A 15117-nucleotide genomic window follows, 5' to 3' on the forward strand; every position below is an offset into this window, starting at 1 on the left:
GGGGAAAAGAGCGAAAGCCCGCGGAGGAAAAACGGCAGAAACGCGCGTGCGCGTCGGGTGCGCACGCTGCTTTCAAAAGACGACGCGACGAGCGCGGAGAGCCCGCGCCTGCGGCAAGCGAACCGGAAGACTCAGGCGCGCTTTTGCGCGACGCGCAGCGCACCGACGAACGTCACGATGCCCGCCACCACCGAAAACAGCACGAGCCCGCCGAACGGCAACTGCACGAAACTGCCCACGATGAGCAGCAACGAGCCGAGCGCGAGCAGCAGCCCGCCCATCTTCACCTTGCCCGCCAGCTGCATGATGTAACCGATGATCAGGAATGCCCACATCACGAGGAAGGTCGCGAAGAACATGGCGGCCTCCTGATTTCCGACGTGATGCAGCAGATGCGAAAAGTCGGCGATGCACGCCACCAGATTCAGGATGAGACCGACACCAACGACCCACATGATTACCGCCTCCAGATTCAGAAAGATGCTGCCGGCGCGCCGCGAAAGTTCGTACGCCGACAGACTTGGCGCGCTACGTTAGCACGCGCCGCAGACACGCGCAGCGACCGCGCCAGCAGTGCGGCGCGAGGTCGCACACGCGACGGCCCCGCAATGTCCTTGCAAGGCCTCGCACGACCCGCACACACTTCGCAAAAAATACCAGGGACTGCGAATCGGTGCGCGCACACAAACCGGCACATACGCGAGAAAAGCCCATAAAAAAAGCCGTCTGGCGTAAACCAGACGGCTTTTTGGGTGCGCATGGCGCGCGAGTTCAGCATCAGGCGGCTTGCGCCGCCCCCTGCTTTACTCGTCCGTCGTATGCGGCTGTTCCGGCACTTCGGCAGCCGGGGTTTCCGGTGCGCCGAAGTCGAACGCTTCTTCCGCTGCGATCTGGTCGAAACGCTCGCGATCCGACGATTCCTTCGCACGGCGCGCCTTGTGGAACGCGAGACCCGTACCGGCCGGAATCAGACGGCCGACGATCACGTTTTCCTTCAGGCCACGCAGATCGTCGCGCTTGCCCATGATCGCCGCTTCGGTCAGCACGCGGGTCGTTTCCTGGAACGATGCCGCCGAGATGAACGAGTCGGTCGAGAGCGATGCCTTCGTGATACCGAGCAGCACGTTCTCGTACGTCGCCGGACGCTTGTCTTCCGCGATCATCTTGTCGTTCTCGTCGAGCATGTCCGAACGCTCGACTTGTTCGCCAGGGATGAAACGCGTATCGCCGTTGTCGGTGATCTGCACGCGGCGCAGCATCTGACGCACGATTACTTCGATGTGCTTGTCGTTGATCTTCACGCCCTGCAGACGGTACACGTCCTGCACTTCGTCCACGATGTAACGCGACAGCGCTTCGATACCCTGCAGACGCAGGATGTCGTGCGGATCGGCCGGGCCGTCCACGATCATTTCGCCCTTGTTGACGACCTGTGCATCGTGAACCAGAACCTGCTTTTCCTTCGCGATCAGGAACTCGTGCTGATTGCCTTCGAGGTCCGTGATAACGAGACGCTGCTTGCCCTTCGTGTCCTTACCGAACGACGTCGTACCCGTGACTTCCGCCAGGATACCTGCGTCCTTCGGCGAACGTGCTTCGAACAGTTCCGCCACACGCGGCAGACCACCGGTAATGTCACGCGTCTTCTGCGCTTCAGTCGGGATACGTGCGAGCACTTCACCGACCTGCACTTGCTGACCGTCCTTCACCGTGATCAGAGCGCCGACCTGGAAGCCGATCTGCACCGAGTGCTCGGTGTTCGGGATCTTGACTTCGTCGCCGTTCGCGTCGAGCAGCTTGACCTGCGGACGCACGCTCTTCGAAGCCTGCGAACCGCGGCGCTTCACGTCGATCACGACGAGGGTCGACAGACCCGTCACATCGTCGATCTGCTTCGCAACCGTCACGCCTTCTTCGACGTTTTCGAACTTCACCGTACCACCGTACTCGGTGATGATCGGACGCGTCAGAGGATCCCACGTGGCGAGCTGCGTGCCGGCCTTGATCGTGTCGCCGTCGAGTTGCAGCAGCGTCGCGCCGTACGGCACCTTGTGACGCTCGCGCTCGCGGCCGTGATCGTCGGCGATGATGGCTTCGCCCGAGCGCGAAATGACGATCTGCTCGCCCTTCGCGTTCGTGACGTAACGCATCGTCGCCGTGAAGCGGACCGTACCGTTCGACTTGGCTTCCACCGACGAGGCCACTGCTGCACGCGATGCCGCACCACCGATGTGGAACGTACGCATCGTGAGCTGCGTGCCCGGTTCGCCGATCGACTGTGCCGCGATCACGCCGACTGCTTCGCCGACGTTCACGCGCGAGCCACGACCCAGGTCGCGGCCATAGCACGACGCGCACAGACCGTAACGCGTTTCGCAGGTCAGCGGCGTGCGCACGCGCACTTCGTCGATGCCGAGGCTTTCGATCGTTTCGACTGCGTCTTCGTCGAGCAGGTCGCCCGAAGCGTAGATCGTTTCCTGGGTTTCAGGATTGACGACGTCCGCCACTGCAACGCGGCCGAGAATACGGTCGCGCAGCGCTTCGACGACTTCACCGCCTTCCACGAGTGCCTTCATCGCCACGCCGTTCGACGTGCCGCAATCTTCCTCGACGACCACGAGATCCTGCGTGACGTCGACGAGACGACGCGTCAGGTAACCCGAGTTCGCGGTCTTCAGTGCCGTATCAGCCAGACCCTTACGTGCACCGTGGGTCGAGATGAAGTACTGCAACACGTTCAGACCTTCGCGGAAGTTCGCGGTAATCGGCGTTTCGATAATCGAGCCGTCCGGCTTCGCCATCAGGCCGCGCATACCCGCCAGCTGGCGAATCTGGGTTGCGGAACCCCGCGCGCCCGAGTCGGCCATCATGTAGATCGAGTTGAACGATTCCTGACGCGTTTCCTTGCCGTCGCGGTCGATAACCGGTTCCGTCGCGAGCTGCTCCATCATCGCCTTGCCGACCGCTTCCGACGTGTTCGACCAGATGTCGACCACGTTGTTGTAGCGTTCCTGCGCGGTGACGAGACCCGACATGTACTGACGGTCGTATTCCTTCACCTTCTTCGCGGCTTCGCCGACGATGGTTTCCTTCTGCGGCGGCACGAGCATGTCGTCCACGCAGATCGAAATACCGGCGCGCGTTGCCAGGCGGAAACCCGACTGCATCAGCTGGTCAGCGAAAATCACCGTCTCACGCAGACCGCACTTGCGGAACGCGGTGTTGATCAGACGCGAGATTTCCTTCTTCTTCAGCGGCTTGTTCAGCACCGAGAACGGCAGGCCCGGCGGCAGAATTTCCGACAGGATCGAACGGCCGACCGTGGTCGCGTACAGCGAGATCTTCGGCACGAATGCCGGTGCGCCTTCCGACTTGTCCTCGTTGTGGACCATTTCGGTAATACGCACGTTCACGCGCGAAGCCAGCTCGACTTCCTTGTTCTCGTACGCGCGGAGCACTTCCGACACGCCCGTGAACGTCATGCCTTCGCCCTTGCCATTGATCGCTTCACGCGTGGCGTAGTACAGGCCCAGCACGATATCCTGCGACGGCACGATCGACGGATCGCCGTTGGCCGGGAACAGGACGTTGTTCGACGCCAGCATCAGCGTGCGCGCTTCCATCTGCGCTTCGAGCGACAGCGGAACGTGAACAGCCATCTGGTCACCGTCGAAGTCGGCGTTGAACGCCGCGCAAACGAGCGGGTGCAGCTGGATTGCCTTACCTTCGATCAGCACCGGCTCGAAAGCCTGAATGCCAAGACGGTGAAGCGTCGGTGCACGGTTCAGCATGACCGGATGCTCGCGGATCACCTCTTCGAGGATGTCCCACACCACCGGCGTCTGGTTCTCGACTTCCTTCTTCGCAGCCTTGATGGTCGTCGCGACGCCCATCGTTTCCAGCTTGTTGAAGATGAACGGCTTGAACAGTTCGAGCGCCATCAGCTTCGGCAGACCGCACTGGTGAAGCTTGAGCGTCGGACCCACCACGATGACCGAACGGCCCGAGTAGTCGACGCGCTTACCCAGCAGGTTCTGACGGAAGCGGCCGCCCTTACCCTTGATCATGTCGGCGAGCGACTTCAGCGGTCGCTTGTTCGCGCCCGTCATCGCCTTGCCGCGACGGCCGTTATCGAGCAGCGAGTCAACCGCTTCCTGGAGCATCCGCTTTTCGTTGCGGACGATGATCTCCGGCGCCTTCAGCTCGAGCAGACGCTTCAGACGGTTGTTACGGTTGATGACGCGGCGATACAGGTCGTTCAGGTCCGAGGTCGCGAAGCGGCCACCGTCCAGCGGCACCAGCGGACGCAGTTCGGGCGGCAGCACCGGCAGCACTTCGAGCACCATCCATTCGGGCTTGATGCCCGAACGCTGGAAGGCCTCGAGCACCTTCAGGCGCTTCGCGTACTTCTTGATCTTCGCTTCCGAGCCGGTGTTCTTCAGCTCGGTGCGCAGCGTTTCGACCTGTTCGTCGATGTTGATCGCACGCAGCAGCTCGCGCACGCCTTCCGCGCCCATCTCGGCGCGGAATTCGTCACCGTACTCTTCGACCTTATTGTAGTAATCCTCTTCGGTCATGATCTGACGCGCCTTCAGCGGCGTCATGCCCGGTTCGATCACCACATACGCTTCGAAGTACAGCACGCGTTCGATGTCGCGCAGCGTCATGTCGAGCACCATGCCCAGACGCGACGGCAGCGACTTCAGGAACCAGATGTGCGCGACCGGCGAGGCCAGTTCGATGTGGCCCATGCGTTCGCGACGCACCTTCGCCAGCGTGACTTCAACGCCGCACTTCTCGCAGATCACGCCACGATGCTTCAGGCGCTTGTACTTGCCGCACAGGCACTCGTAGTCCTTGATCGGCCCGAAGATCTTCGCGCAGAACAGACCATCGCGTTCCGGCTTGAACGTACGGTAGTTGATGGTCTCCGGCTTCTTCACTTCGCCGAACGACCACGAGCGGATCTTGTCCGGCGAGGCCAGACCGATCTTGATCGCGTCAAAAACTTCTTCTTGTTGGACTTGCTTGAATAGATCGAGCAGAGCTTTCATTGCCTTCTCTCCGTAGTCCGATTAGTTGCGGTCGAGGTCGATGTCGATACCGAGCGAGCGGATTTCCTTCACCAGCACATTGAAGGATTCCGGCATGCCTGCATCGATCACGTGGTCGCCCTTGACGAGGTTTTCGTACACCTTCGTCCGGCCGTTCACGTCGTCCGACTTCACCGTCAACATTTCCTGCAGCACGTACGAAGCGCCATACGCTTCGAGCGCCCACACTTCCATTTCACCGAAGCGCTGACCACCGAACTGCGCCTTACCACCCAGCGGCTGCTGCGTGACGAGCGAGTACGGACCCGTCGAACGCGCGTGCATCTTGTCGTCGACAAGGTGATGCAGCTTCAGGTAGTGCATGTAACCCACGGTCACGGTGCGTTCGAACATCTCGCCCGTGCGGCCGTCGTACAGACGCACCTGGTTCTTCGACGGCGTCATGCCGAGGTTCGCGGCGATGTCGTCCGGGTATGCCAGATCGAGCATCTTGCCCATTTCCTCTTCGGTCGCACCGTCGAACACCGGCGTTGCGAACGGCACGCCTTCGCGCAGGTTCTTCGCGAGTTCGAAGATTTCGTCGTCGCTGAAGCTGTCGAGGTCTTCCTTGTGGCCCGATTCGTTGTAGATCTTCGTGAGGAACTCACGCAGTTCTGCAATCTTGGTCTGACGCGCGAGCATTTCGCCAATACGCCAGCCCAGACCCTTCGCGGCCCAACCGAGGTGCACTTCGAGAACCTGACCCACGTTCATCCGTGACGGAACGCCCAGCGGGTTCAGCACGACGTCGGCCGGACGGCCATCGGCCATGTACGGCATGTCTTCGATCGGGACGATCTTCGACACGACACCCTTGTTACCGTGACGGCCGGCCATCTTGTCGCCAGGCTGCAGACGACGCTTGACCGCGAGGTACACCTTGACCATCTTCAGCACGCCCGGCGGCAGTTCGTCGCCTTGCGTGAGCTTCTTGCGCTTCTCTTCGAACGCCAGATCGAACTGGTGACGCTTTTCTTCGATCGAGTTCTTGATCGCTTCGAGCTGCGCCGCTGCTTCTTCGTCCGCGAGGCGGATGTCGAACCAGTGGTAGTGGTCGAGGTCGCTCAGGTAAGCCTGATCGATCTTCGTACCCTTCGCGAGCTTCTTCGGACCGCCGTTCGCGACCTTGCCGTCGAGCATACGTGCGAGACGCTGGAACGCGTCGCCTTCCACGATGCGCAGCTGGTCGTTCAGGTCGAGGCGATAACGCTTCAGTTCATCGTCGATGATCTGTTGCGCACGCTTGTCGCGCGTGATGCCTTCGCGCGTGAACACCTGCACGTCGATGACCGTGCCGCTCATGCCCGAGGGCACGCGCAGCGACGTGTCCTTCACGTCCGAAGCCTTCTCGCCGAAGATCGCGCGCAGCAGCTTTTCTTCCGGCGTGAGCTGGGTTTCGCCCTTCGGCGTGACCTTGCCCACGAGCACGTCGCCCGCTTCGACTTCCGCGCCGATGTACACGATGCCCGACTCGTCGAGACGGCCAAGCTGCACTTCCGCGAGGTTCGAAATGTCGCGCGTGATTTCTTCCGGTCCGAGCTTCGTGTCGCGTGCAACGACATTCAGTTCTTCGATGTGGATCGACGTGTAGCGATCGTCCGCAACGACCTTCTCCGAGATCAGGATCGAGTCTTCGAAGTTGTAGCCGTTCCACGGCATGAACGCGATCAGCATGTTCTGGCCGAGCGCGAGCTCGCCCAGATCGGTCGATGCGCCGTCAGCCAGCACGTCGTCACGCGCAACCTTGTCGCCCATCTTCACGATCGGACGCTGGTTGATGTTCGTGTTCTGGTTCGAACGCGTGTACTTGATCAGGTTGTAGATGTCCACGCCGACTTCACCGGCGACGGCTTCATCGTCGTTCACGCGAATCACGATACGGCCCGCGTCGACGTAATCCACCACGCCGCCACGCAGCGCCTGAACCGTCGTACCCGAGTCGACCGCAACCGTACGCTCGATACCCGTACCGACGACCGGCTTTTCCGGACGCAGACAAGGCACGGCCTGACGCTGCATGTTCGAACCCATCAGTGCGCGGTTCGCGTCATCGTGCTCGAGGAACGGGATCAGCGAAGCTGCAACCGAGACGATCTGCGACGGCGCCACGTCCATGTACTGGATGCGGTCCGGCGTGACCATCAGCGTTTCGCCCGCTTCACGCGACGAGACGAGTTCGTCGGTCAGCGTGCCGTCTTCAGCCACCATCGCGTTCGCCTGAGCGATCACGTAACGGCCTTCTTCGATCGCCGACAGGTAGTCGATCTGGTCGGTCACCTTGCTGTCCACGACCTTGCGATACGGCGTTTCGAGGAAGCCGTATTCGTTCAGGTGCGCGTACAGTGCGAGCGAGTTGATCAGACCAATGTTCGGACCTTCCGGCGTCTCAATCGGACACACGCGGCCGTAGTGGGTCGGGTGCACGTCGCGGACTTCAAAGCCAGCGCGCTCGCGCGTCAGACCGCCCGGGCCAAGTGCCGACACGCGGCGCTTGTGGGTGATTTCCGACAGCGGGTTGGTCTGGTCCATGAACTGCGACAGCTGCGACGAACCGAAGAACTCGCGAATCGCCGACGAAATCGGCTTCGAGTTGATCAGGTCGTGCGGCATCAGGTTTTCGCTTTCGGCCTGGCCGAGGCGTTCCTTGACTGCACGTTCGACACGCACGAGACCGGCGCGGAACTGGTTTTCCGCCAGTTCGCCGACGCAACGCACGCGACGATTGCCCAAGTGGTCGATGTCGTCCACTTCGCCCTTGCCGTTGCGCAGCTCGACGAGGATCTTGATCGTCGCGAGGATGTCGTCGTCCTGCAGCGTCATCGGGCCGACGATTTCGTCACGGCCGACGCGGCGGTTGAACTTCATACGACCCACCTTCGAGAGGTCGTACGCTTCTTCGCTGTAGAACAGGCGGTTGAACAGGGCTTCGACCGCTTCTTCGGTCGGCGGCTCGCCCGGACGCATCATGCGGTAGATCGCGATGCGCGCGGCCGTCTTGTCGGCGGTTTCGTCGATACGCAGCGTCGACGAGATGTACGGACCCTGGTCCAGATCGTTCGTGTAGAGCGTCTGGATGTCCTTGATCTTCGCTTCGCGCAGCTTGTCGAGCACACCTTCGGTGATTTCGTCGTTCGCGTTCGCGATCACTTCGCCCGTGTCGCCGTCGACGACGTTCTTCGCCAGAACGCGGCCGAGCAGATAATCTTCGGGGACCGAAATGTAGGTGGTCTTGGCGCTTTCGAGGTCGCGAATGTGCTTCGCGTTGATGCGCTTGTCCTTCTGGACGATGACCTTGCCTTCGCGATCCGAAATGTCGAAGCGCGCGACTTCACCACGCAGACGCTCCGGCACGAACTCCATCTGCGCGCCTTCCGGCATCAGCGTGAAGTTGTCGAACACGAAGAAGTTCGCGAGGATCTGTTCCGGCGTGAGGCCGATGGCCTTCAGCAGGATCGTGACCGGCATCTTGCGGCGGCGGTCGACGCGGAAGTACAGCACGTCCTTCGGGTCGAACTCGAAATCGAGCCACGAACCGCGGTAAGGAATGATACGAGCGGAGAACAGCAGTTTGCCCGAGCTGTGCGTCTTGCCCTTGTCGTGTTCGAAGAACACGCCAGGCGAACGGTGCAGCTGCGAGACGATCACACGCTCGGTGCCGTTGATAACGAACGAACCGGTCGGCGTCATGAGCGGAATTTCGCCCATGTACACTTCCTGCTCCTTCACTTCCTTGACGACCGGCTTGCTCGGCGATTCCTTGTCGAGCAGGACCAGACGCACCTTGGCGCGCAGCGCCGAGCAGTACGTCAGACCGCGCTGCTGGCATTCCTTGATGTTGAATGCCGGCGGCGACAGCATGTAGCTGACGAACTCTAGACGAGCAAAGCCGTTATGGGAAACAATAGGAAAAACAGACGAAAACGCTGCTTGCAGACCTTCCGACTTGCGCTGGGCGCTCGCCGTTTCTGCTTGCAGGAACGTGCTGAATGATTCAAGCTGGGTAGCCAGCAGGAAAGGAACTTGGTGAACGATGGGGCGTTTCGCGAAACTCTTGCGAATACGCTTCTTCTCGGTGAAGGAATATTGCATACGATCTCCGAATCACGGCGGGTAGGACGACCCGAGTGTTCACCGACTGAGACCCGATGGCTTCGCGAGCCTTGGAAGCTTGGTGGTTGGCCTCTACCAACCGCTGGCTGACGGCAGCGGATTTGGGCTTGTCATAACTTGCCCGCTGCCCGACCAAACTTGCCTTCTGCAGTCGCTTCAGAAGACAAAGAGAAGCGTCGTGCGTCTGGATGTTCCTCATGCCGTTCTGGCACTCACCCTGAACAAGACGTTTTTCTTTGGCTTCTGGGTCCCGCATCCTGCCTCCGACTCCTGAAAATCGAACACAAAAACGCAGTCCCCACAAAGCACAAAAAGGCCGGCGGTGTAAAAACCGCCAGCCTTCGCACAGCGCGCTGAAACTTACTTGATTTCAGCCTTCGCGCCGGCTTCTTCCAGCTTCTTCTTCGCTTCTTCAGCAGCAGCCTTGGGCACCGCTTCCTTCACGGGCTTCGGTGCGCCGTCGACCAGGTCCTTCGCTTCCTTCAGGCCGAGACCCGTCAGTTCACGAACGGCCTTAATGACCGAAACCTTGTTCGCGCCTGCTTCGAGCAGGTTGACCGTGAATTCGGTCTGCTCTTCAGCAGCAGCAGCAGCGCCGCCGCCTGCCGGGCCAGCGACTGCAACAGCAGCTGCCGACACGCCAAACTTCTCTTCGAATGCCTTGACCAGTTCGTTCAGTTCGAGAACCGACATCGCGCCAACGGCTTCGAGGATGTCTTCTTTTGCGATTGCCATTTGAAATTACTCCAGATTTGAATTCGGAAACAGCTAGCGATATTCGCTCGCTCTTGCTTGTTCGACTGCCTGAACTCAGGCAGCTTCTGCTTGCTTCTTCTCTGCCAGCGCGGCGAGTGCACGCGCGAAACCGGAGACAGGAGCTTGCATAACGAACAGCAGCTTCGAGAGCAGTTCTTCGCGGCTCGGGATGCTGGCCAGCGCTTGCACGCCTGCCTTGTCCATCACCTTGCCTTCGTAGGAACCAGCCTTGATGACCAACTTGTCATTGCTCTTTGCGAAGTCGTTCACGACCTTCGCTGCAGCAATTGCATCTTCCGAGATGCCGTAGATCAGGGGGCCAGTCATCTGCTCTGCCAGCGGAGCAAACGGGGTACCTTCAACAGCGCGACGCGCCAGCGTGTTCTTCAACACGCGGAGGTACACCTGCTGCTCACGCGCTTTCGCGCGCAGCTTGGTCAGATCGCCAACCGCGATTCCACGATACTCGGCCAACACGACGGTCTGAGCCTTCGCGACTTGCGCGGAGACTTCAGCCACGACGGCCTGCTTACCTTCTTTGTTCAGTGGCACGGTTAACCTCCAGATTCGACACCCAACGCGATTGCGCCAGATGCCGCGTTCAACAACGGCGACCGACCAGTCCGGAGTAAATCAGTTTGCATCTGCAGGCGTTTCCGCCTGATTCAGCTCACATCAGCACTTCAAAACTTTTTCGGGTTCGCCATCTGCGTTGGCTTTGCATTAAGGAAGCACCCAACGACTGCACTTCCGCCAACGGTCTTTGACAACCGGTTGTGCCGCGCAGACTGCCGCTGCACAACCGCCCAAAGCCCTTTAAATCCGCACTGCGATCAGGGTAGCAAGCTACGCTCCAGACCTCAGCGCGGCAAAACTTGTTGCGACGCTATTGCGGCAATCAGGCTGCCAGCGACGACTGGTCGACGCGAACGCCAACGCCCATCGTGCTCGAAACAGCGATCTTGCGCAGGTACACGCCCTTGCTCGTTGCCGGCTTGGCCTTCGTCAGCGCTTCGAGGAGCGCGTCGAGGTTGCTGCGCAGCGCGGTCGCTTCGAACGATGCACGGCCGATGGTCGCGTGGATGATACCGGCCTTGTCGACACGGAATTGCACCTGACCAGCCTTCGCGTTCTTGACCGCGGTGGCGACGTCCGGCGTAACCGTACCGACCTTCGGGTTCGGCATCAGGCCGCGCGGGCCGAGGATCTGACCCAGCGTACCGACGATACGCATCGTGTCCGGCGAAGCGATCACGATGTCGAAGTTCAGGTTGCCGCCCTTGATCTGCTCGGCGAGGTCTTCCATGCCGACGATTTCTGCGCCAGCTGCCTTGGCTTGCTCAGCCTTTTCGCCTTGTGCGAACACAGCAACGCGAACCGACTTGCCGGTACCTGCGGGCAGAACGACCGAACCACGAACGACCTGGTCCGACTTCTTCGCGTCGATGCCGAGTTGGACTGCGACGTCGATCGACTCGTCGAACTTCGCCGTAGCGCATTCCTTCACGAGCGACAGTGCGTCGACGATTGCGTATTGCTTCTGGCGATCGATCTTGGCGGCCAGAGCCTTTTGACGCTTCGAAACCTTAGCCATTTACACGCCCTCCACGACGATGCCCATCGAGCGGGCGCTACCAGCGATCGTGCGGACCGCTGCATCCATATCGGCTGCCGTGAGGTCCGGCATCTTGGTCTTGGCGATTTCTTCGGCTTGCGCGCGCGTGATCGTAGCGACCTTGTCCGTGTGCGGCTTGGCCGAACCCTTGTCGACCTTCGCTGCCTTCTTGATCAGGACCGTAGCCGGCGGCGTCTTCAGGACGAACGTGAAGCTCTTGTCGGCGAACGCGGTGATGACGACCGGAATCGGCAGACCCGGTTCCAGTGCCTGGGTCTGCGCGTTGAACGCCTTGCAGAACTCCATGATGTTCAGGCCGCGTTGGCCCAGTGCCGGACCGACCGGCGGCGACGGGTTGGCTTTACCTGCAGGAATCTGCAGCTTGATAAAGCCGATGATTTTCTTTGCCATGTTGAAAACCTCTTTGGAACGCGTGAGCGTTCGGGTGAGTGGTAGCGCGCGCTCGCCCAATCTTCGCTGTACCAAACATCTTTTACAGCCGACTGGAGTACTGGCGCTCCTCTACGGCCATGACGCGGACCGTAAGCGCGGAAAAACGGATCGCACCAGAGATGCGATCCGTCGTATTCGATTTACAGCTTTTCGACCTGGCCGAATTCGAGTTCGACTGGTGTGGCGCGGCCAAAAATGGTGACGGAGACCCGGACGCGCGATTTTTCGTAGTTGACTTCTTCGACGCTGCCGTTGAAGTCCGTGAACGGACCTTCCTTCACGCGGACCATCTCGCCGACTTCGAACAGGGTCTTGGGGCGCGGCTTCTCAACGCCTTCCTGCATCTGCGACATGATCTTTTCGACTTCGCGCGGCGAAATCGGGCTCGGGCGATTACGCGCCCCGCCGACGAAACCGGTCACCTTTGCCGTGTTCTTCACGAGGTGCCACGTTTCGTCCGTCATTTCCATTTCAACCAGGACGTAGCCCGGGAAGAAACGACGTTCGGTCACCGATTTGTGACCGCCCTTCACCTCGACGACTTCTTCAGTCGGGACGAGGATCTGGCCAAACTTGTCTTGCATGCCGGCACGATCGATGCGCTCCTGAAGCGCACGTTGCACGCTCTTCTCCATCCCGGAGTAGGCGTGCACCACATACCAACGTTTTCCGCTCGGGGATGCCGGTGTATCGCTCATATCATTTCCAACCCAGAATCGCCGAGAAAATCACCCATTCGATGGATTTGTCGCAAACCCACAGAAAGATGGCCATTACCAGCACAAAACCGAAGACCACCAACGTCGTTTGCGTGGCCTCTTTACGAGTCGGCCAGACGACCTTGCGAACTTCTTTGTACGAGTCTTTGGCAAACGCGATGAAGCTCTTGCCGGGCGCCGAGAGAAGACCGACTACCACCCCCGCGATCACGCCAACTGCAAGCGCTGCACCGCGGACATACCACTCCTGGCTACCGAGCCAGTAGAACCCTACGAACCCGGCCACAACCAACAATACACCTGCTGCAAGCATGAGCTTGTCGCTGGAAGTATTTACAGTTTCGACGGAAGGATTCGCCATAACACCTTAAAGAACAACGCGCCGTAGCGCGTGAAGTTGGCAGGGGCAGAGGGAATCGAACCCCCAACCTTCGGTTTTGGAGACCGACGCTCTGCCAGTTGAGCTATACCCCTAAACCATTTTGGGGTGGCGGTAACCACCACCCCGGAAACCACTTAGTCGATCAACGAGACTGGCAAAAACTTACTCGATGATCTTTGCAACCACGCCGGCGCCGACGGTACGGCCACCTTCGCGGATTGCGAAGCGCAGACCTTCTTCCATCGCGATCGGAGCGATCAGCTTCACCGTGATCGACACGTTGTCGCCCGGCATGACCATTTCCTTGTCCTTCGGCAGCTCGATCGAGCCCGTCACGTCCGTCGTACGGAAGTAGAACTGCGGACGGTAGTTGTTGAAGAACGGCGTGTGGCGGCCGCCTTCGTCCTTGCTCAGCACGTACACTTCAGCCGTGAAGTGCGTGTGCGGCGTGATCGAACCCGGCTTGGCCAGAACCTGGCCGCGCTCGACGTCTTCACGCTTCGTGCCGCGCAGCAGGATACCGACGTTGTCGCCTGCCTGACCCTGGTCGAGCAGCTTGCGGAACATTTCCACGCCCGTGCAGGTCGTCTTCACCGTCGGCTTGATACCGACGATTTCGATTTCTTCGCCGACCTTGACCAGGCCACGCTCGATACGACCCGTCACCACCGTGCCACGACCCGAGATCGAGAACACGTCTTCGACCGGCATCAGGAAGGCGCCGTCAACTGCGCGCTCCGGCGTCGGGATGTACGTGTCCAGCGCGTCGGCCAGGCTCATGATCGCCACTTCACCCAGCTCGCCCGTGTCGCCTTCCAGCGCCAGCTTGGCCGAACCCTTGACGATCGGCGTGTCGTCGCCCGGGAAGTCGTACTTCGACAGAAGCTCGCGCACTTCCATTTCGACCAGCTCGAGCAGCTCGGCGTCGTCGACCATGTCGCACTTGTTCAGGAAGACGATGATGTACGGAACGCCAACCTGACGTGCCAGCAGGATGTGCTCACGCGTTTGCGGCATCGGGCCGTCAGCAGCCGAGCAAACCAGGATCGCGCCGTCCATCTGTGCCGCGCCCGTGATCATGTTCTTCACATAGTCAGCGTGGCCCGGGCAGTCGACGTGTGCGTAGTGGCGGTTAGCCGTTTCGTACTCGACGTGCGCAGTGTTGATGGTAATACCACGTGCCTTTTCTTCCGGTGCCGCGTCGATCTGGTCGTAAGCCTTGGCTTCGCCGCCGAACTTCTTGGTCAGAACCGTCGTGATAGCTGCCGTCAGCGTGGTCTTGCCGTGGTCAACGTGACCGATCGTGCCCACGTTCACGTGCGGCTTGGTCCGCTCAAACTTACCCTTGGCCATTTTCGACTCCTAAGAGGATTTTTCCGTACGTTGCGCGGGGCGCGCAAACAATCACTGGGTTGCTGCTGCCTGCTCGATGCGAGGCCTTCTGAACGCTTCTGGAGGCCTGCTAGATACCGGCTGGTGCCCATGGGCAGGATCGAACTGCCGACCTCTCCCTTACCAAGGGAGTGCTCTACCACTGAGCCACATGGGCAAAAACTGCTCTGAACTGCTTTATTGCGTCGCTGGAGCGGGTGAAGGGAATCGAACCCTCGTCGTAAGCTTGGAAGGCTTCTGCTCTACCATTGAGCTACACCCGCGAAGTTTTTCCGACTACTGCCGATTCCCGACACTTAACTTCAGCTGAATTCTGGTGGAGGAGGTTGGATTCGAACCAACGTAGGCGTAAGCCAACAGATTTACAGTCTGCCCCCTTTAGCCACTCGGGCACCCCTCCGTAGAGAACTGATGATTATGGGGTAAGTTCCGAACTGTGTCAAGCACTTTATTCGGCGCTGAACCCACAACGCTCTCACTTATAGGGAGAGCGAAAAAGCAAAAACCCCGGCTTTTTAGGGCCGGGGTTTCGCAATAAGAAGCCTGACGATTACCTACTTTCACACGGGCAATCCGCACTATCATCGGCGTAGAGTC

Annotated in this window: 10 protein-coding genes and 4 tRNA genes; all 14 read right to left on the reverse strand. The window is 60.0% G+C overall.

Features of this window, described 5'->3' with window-relative positions; all coding sequences use genetic code 11:
- Positions 1 to 131: 131 nt before the first annotated feature.
- Entirely contained in the window at positions 132 to 455 is a 324-nt protein-coding gene (locus tag U4Y88_RS33940) for a hypothetical protein (protein WP_224017205.1), read from the reverse strand.
- A 348-nt stretch (positions 456 to 803) separates the two neighbouring features.
- Positions 804 to 5054, reverse strand: coding sequence for a DNA-directed RNA polymerase subunit beta' (gene rpoC, locus U4Y88_RS33945; protein ID WP_224017203.1), 4251 nt, complete (start codon positions 5052 to 5054; stop codon positions 804 to 806).
- Between the two features lie 21 nt (positions 5055 to 5075).
- A complete protein-coding gene (gene rpoB / locus U4Y88_RS33950) occupies positions 5076 to 9182 on the reverse strand; it encodes a DNA-directed RNA polymerase subunit beta (RefSeq protein WP_224017201.1) in 4107 nt (1368 codons plus the stop codon).
- A 381-nt stretch (positions 9183 to 9563) separates the two neighbouring features.
- Positions 9564 to 9938 (reverse strand): 50S ribosomal protein L7/L12, encoded by a 375-nt coding sequence (gene rplL / locus U4Y88_RS33955; RefSeq protein WP_205986969.1) that lies wholly within the window; start codon positions 9936 to 9938, stop codon positions 9564 to 9566.
- A 75-nt stretch (positions 9939 to 10013) separates the two neighbouring features.
- A complete protein-coding gene (gene rplJ, locus U4Y88_RS33960; RefSeq protein ID WP_224017198.1) occupies positions 10014 to 10511 on the reverse strand; it encodes a 50S ribosomal protein L10 in 498 nt (165 codons plus the stop codon).
- 346 nt (positions 10512 to 10857) lie between these two features.
- Positions 10858 to 11553, reverse strand: coding sequence for a 50S ribosomal protein L1 (rplA, locus tag U4Y88_RS33965; protein WP_224017196.1), 696 nt, complete (start codon positions 11551 to 11553; stop codon positions 10858 to 10860).
- Complete coding sequence (gene rplK, locus U4Y88_RS33970; protein WP_074987833.1) at positions 11554 to 11985, reverse strand: 50S ribosomal protein L11; 432 nt, start codon at positions 11983 to 11985, stop codon at positions 11554 to 11556.
- Positions 11986 to 12167: 182 nt separating this feature from the next.
- Positions 12168 to 12725, reverse strand: a complete 558-nt coding sequence (gene nusG / locus U4Y88_RS33975; RefSeq protein ID WP_027821101.1) for a transcription termination/antitermination protein NusG — start codon at positions 12723 to 12725, stop codon at positions 12168 to 12170.
- 1 nt (position 12726) lies between these two features.
- Positions 12727 to 13107 (reverse strand): preprotein translocase subunit SecE, encoded by a 381-nt coding sequence (gene secE, locus U4Y88_RS33980; protein ID WP_028222169.1) that lies wholly within the window; start codon positions 13105 to 13107, stop codon positions 12727 to 12729.
- 37 nt (positions 13108 to 13144) lie between these two features.
- Positions 13145 to 13220, reverse strand: a tRNA-Trp gene (locus U4Y88_RS33985).
- A gap of 70 nt (positions 13221 to 13290) precedes the next feature.
- Positions 13291 to 14481 (reverse strand): elongation factor Tu, encoded by a 1191-nt coding sequence (gene tuf, locus U4Y88_RS33990; RefSeq protein ID WP_158951573.1) that lies wholly within the window; start codon positions 14479 to 14481, stop codon positions 13291 to 13293.
- 121 nt (positions 14482 to 14602) lie between these two features.
- Positions 14603 to 14677: transfer RNA gene (locus tag U4Y88_RS33995), tRNA-Thr, on the reverse strand.
- A gap of 32 nt (positions 14678 to 14709) precedes the next feature.
- Positions 14710 to 14783: transfer RNA gene (locus U4Y88_RS34000), tRNA-Gly, on the reverse strand.
- Between the two features lie 51 nt (positions 14784 to 14834).
- A tRNA-Tyr gene (locus U4Y88_RS34005) sits at positions 14835 to 14920 on the reverse strand.
- Between the last annotated feature and the right edge of the window lie 197 nt (positions 14921 to 15117).

It is taken from the genome of Paraburkholderia sp. J94 (assembly GCF_905220285.1).
In the GTDB taxonomy this organism is placed as follows: domain Bacteria; phylum Pseudomonadota; class Gammaproteobacteria; order Burkholderiales; family Burkholderiaceae; genus Paraburkholderia; species Paraburkholderia tropica_A.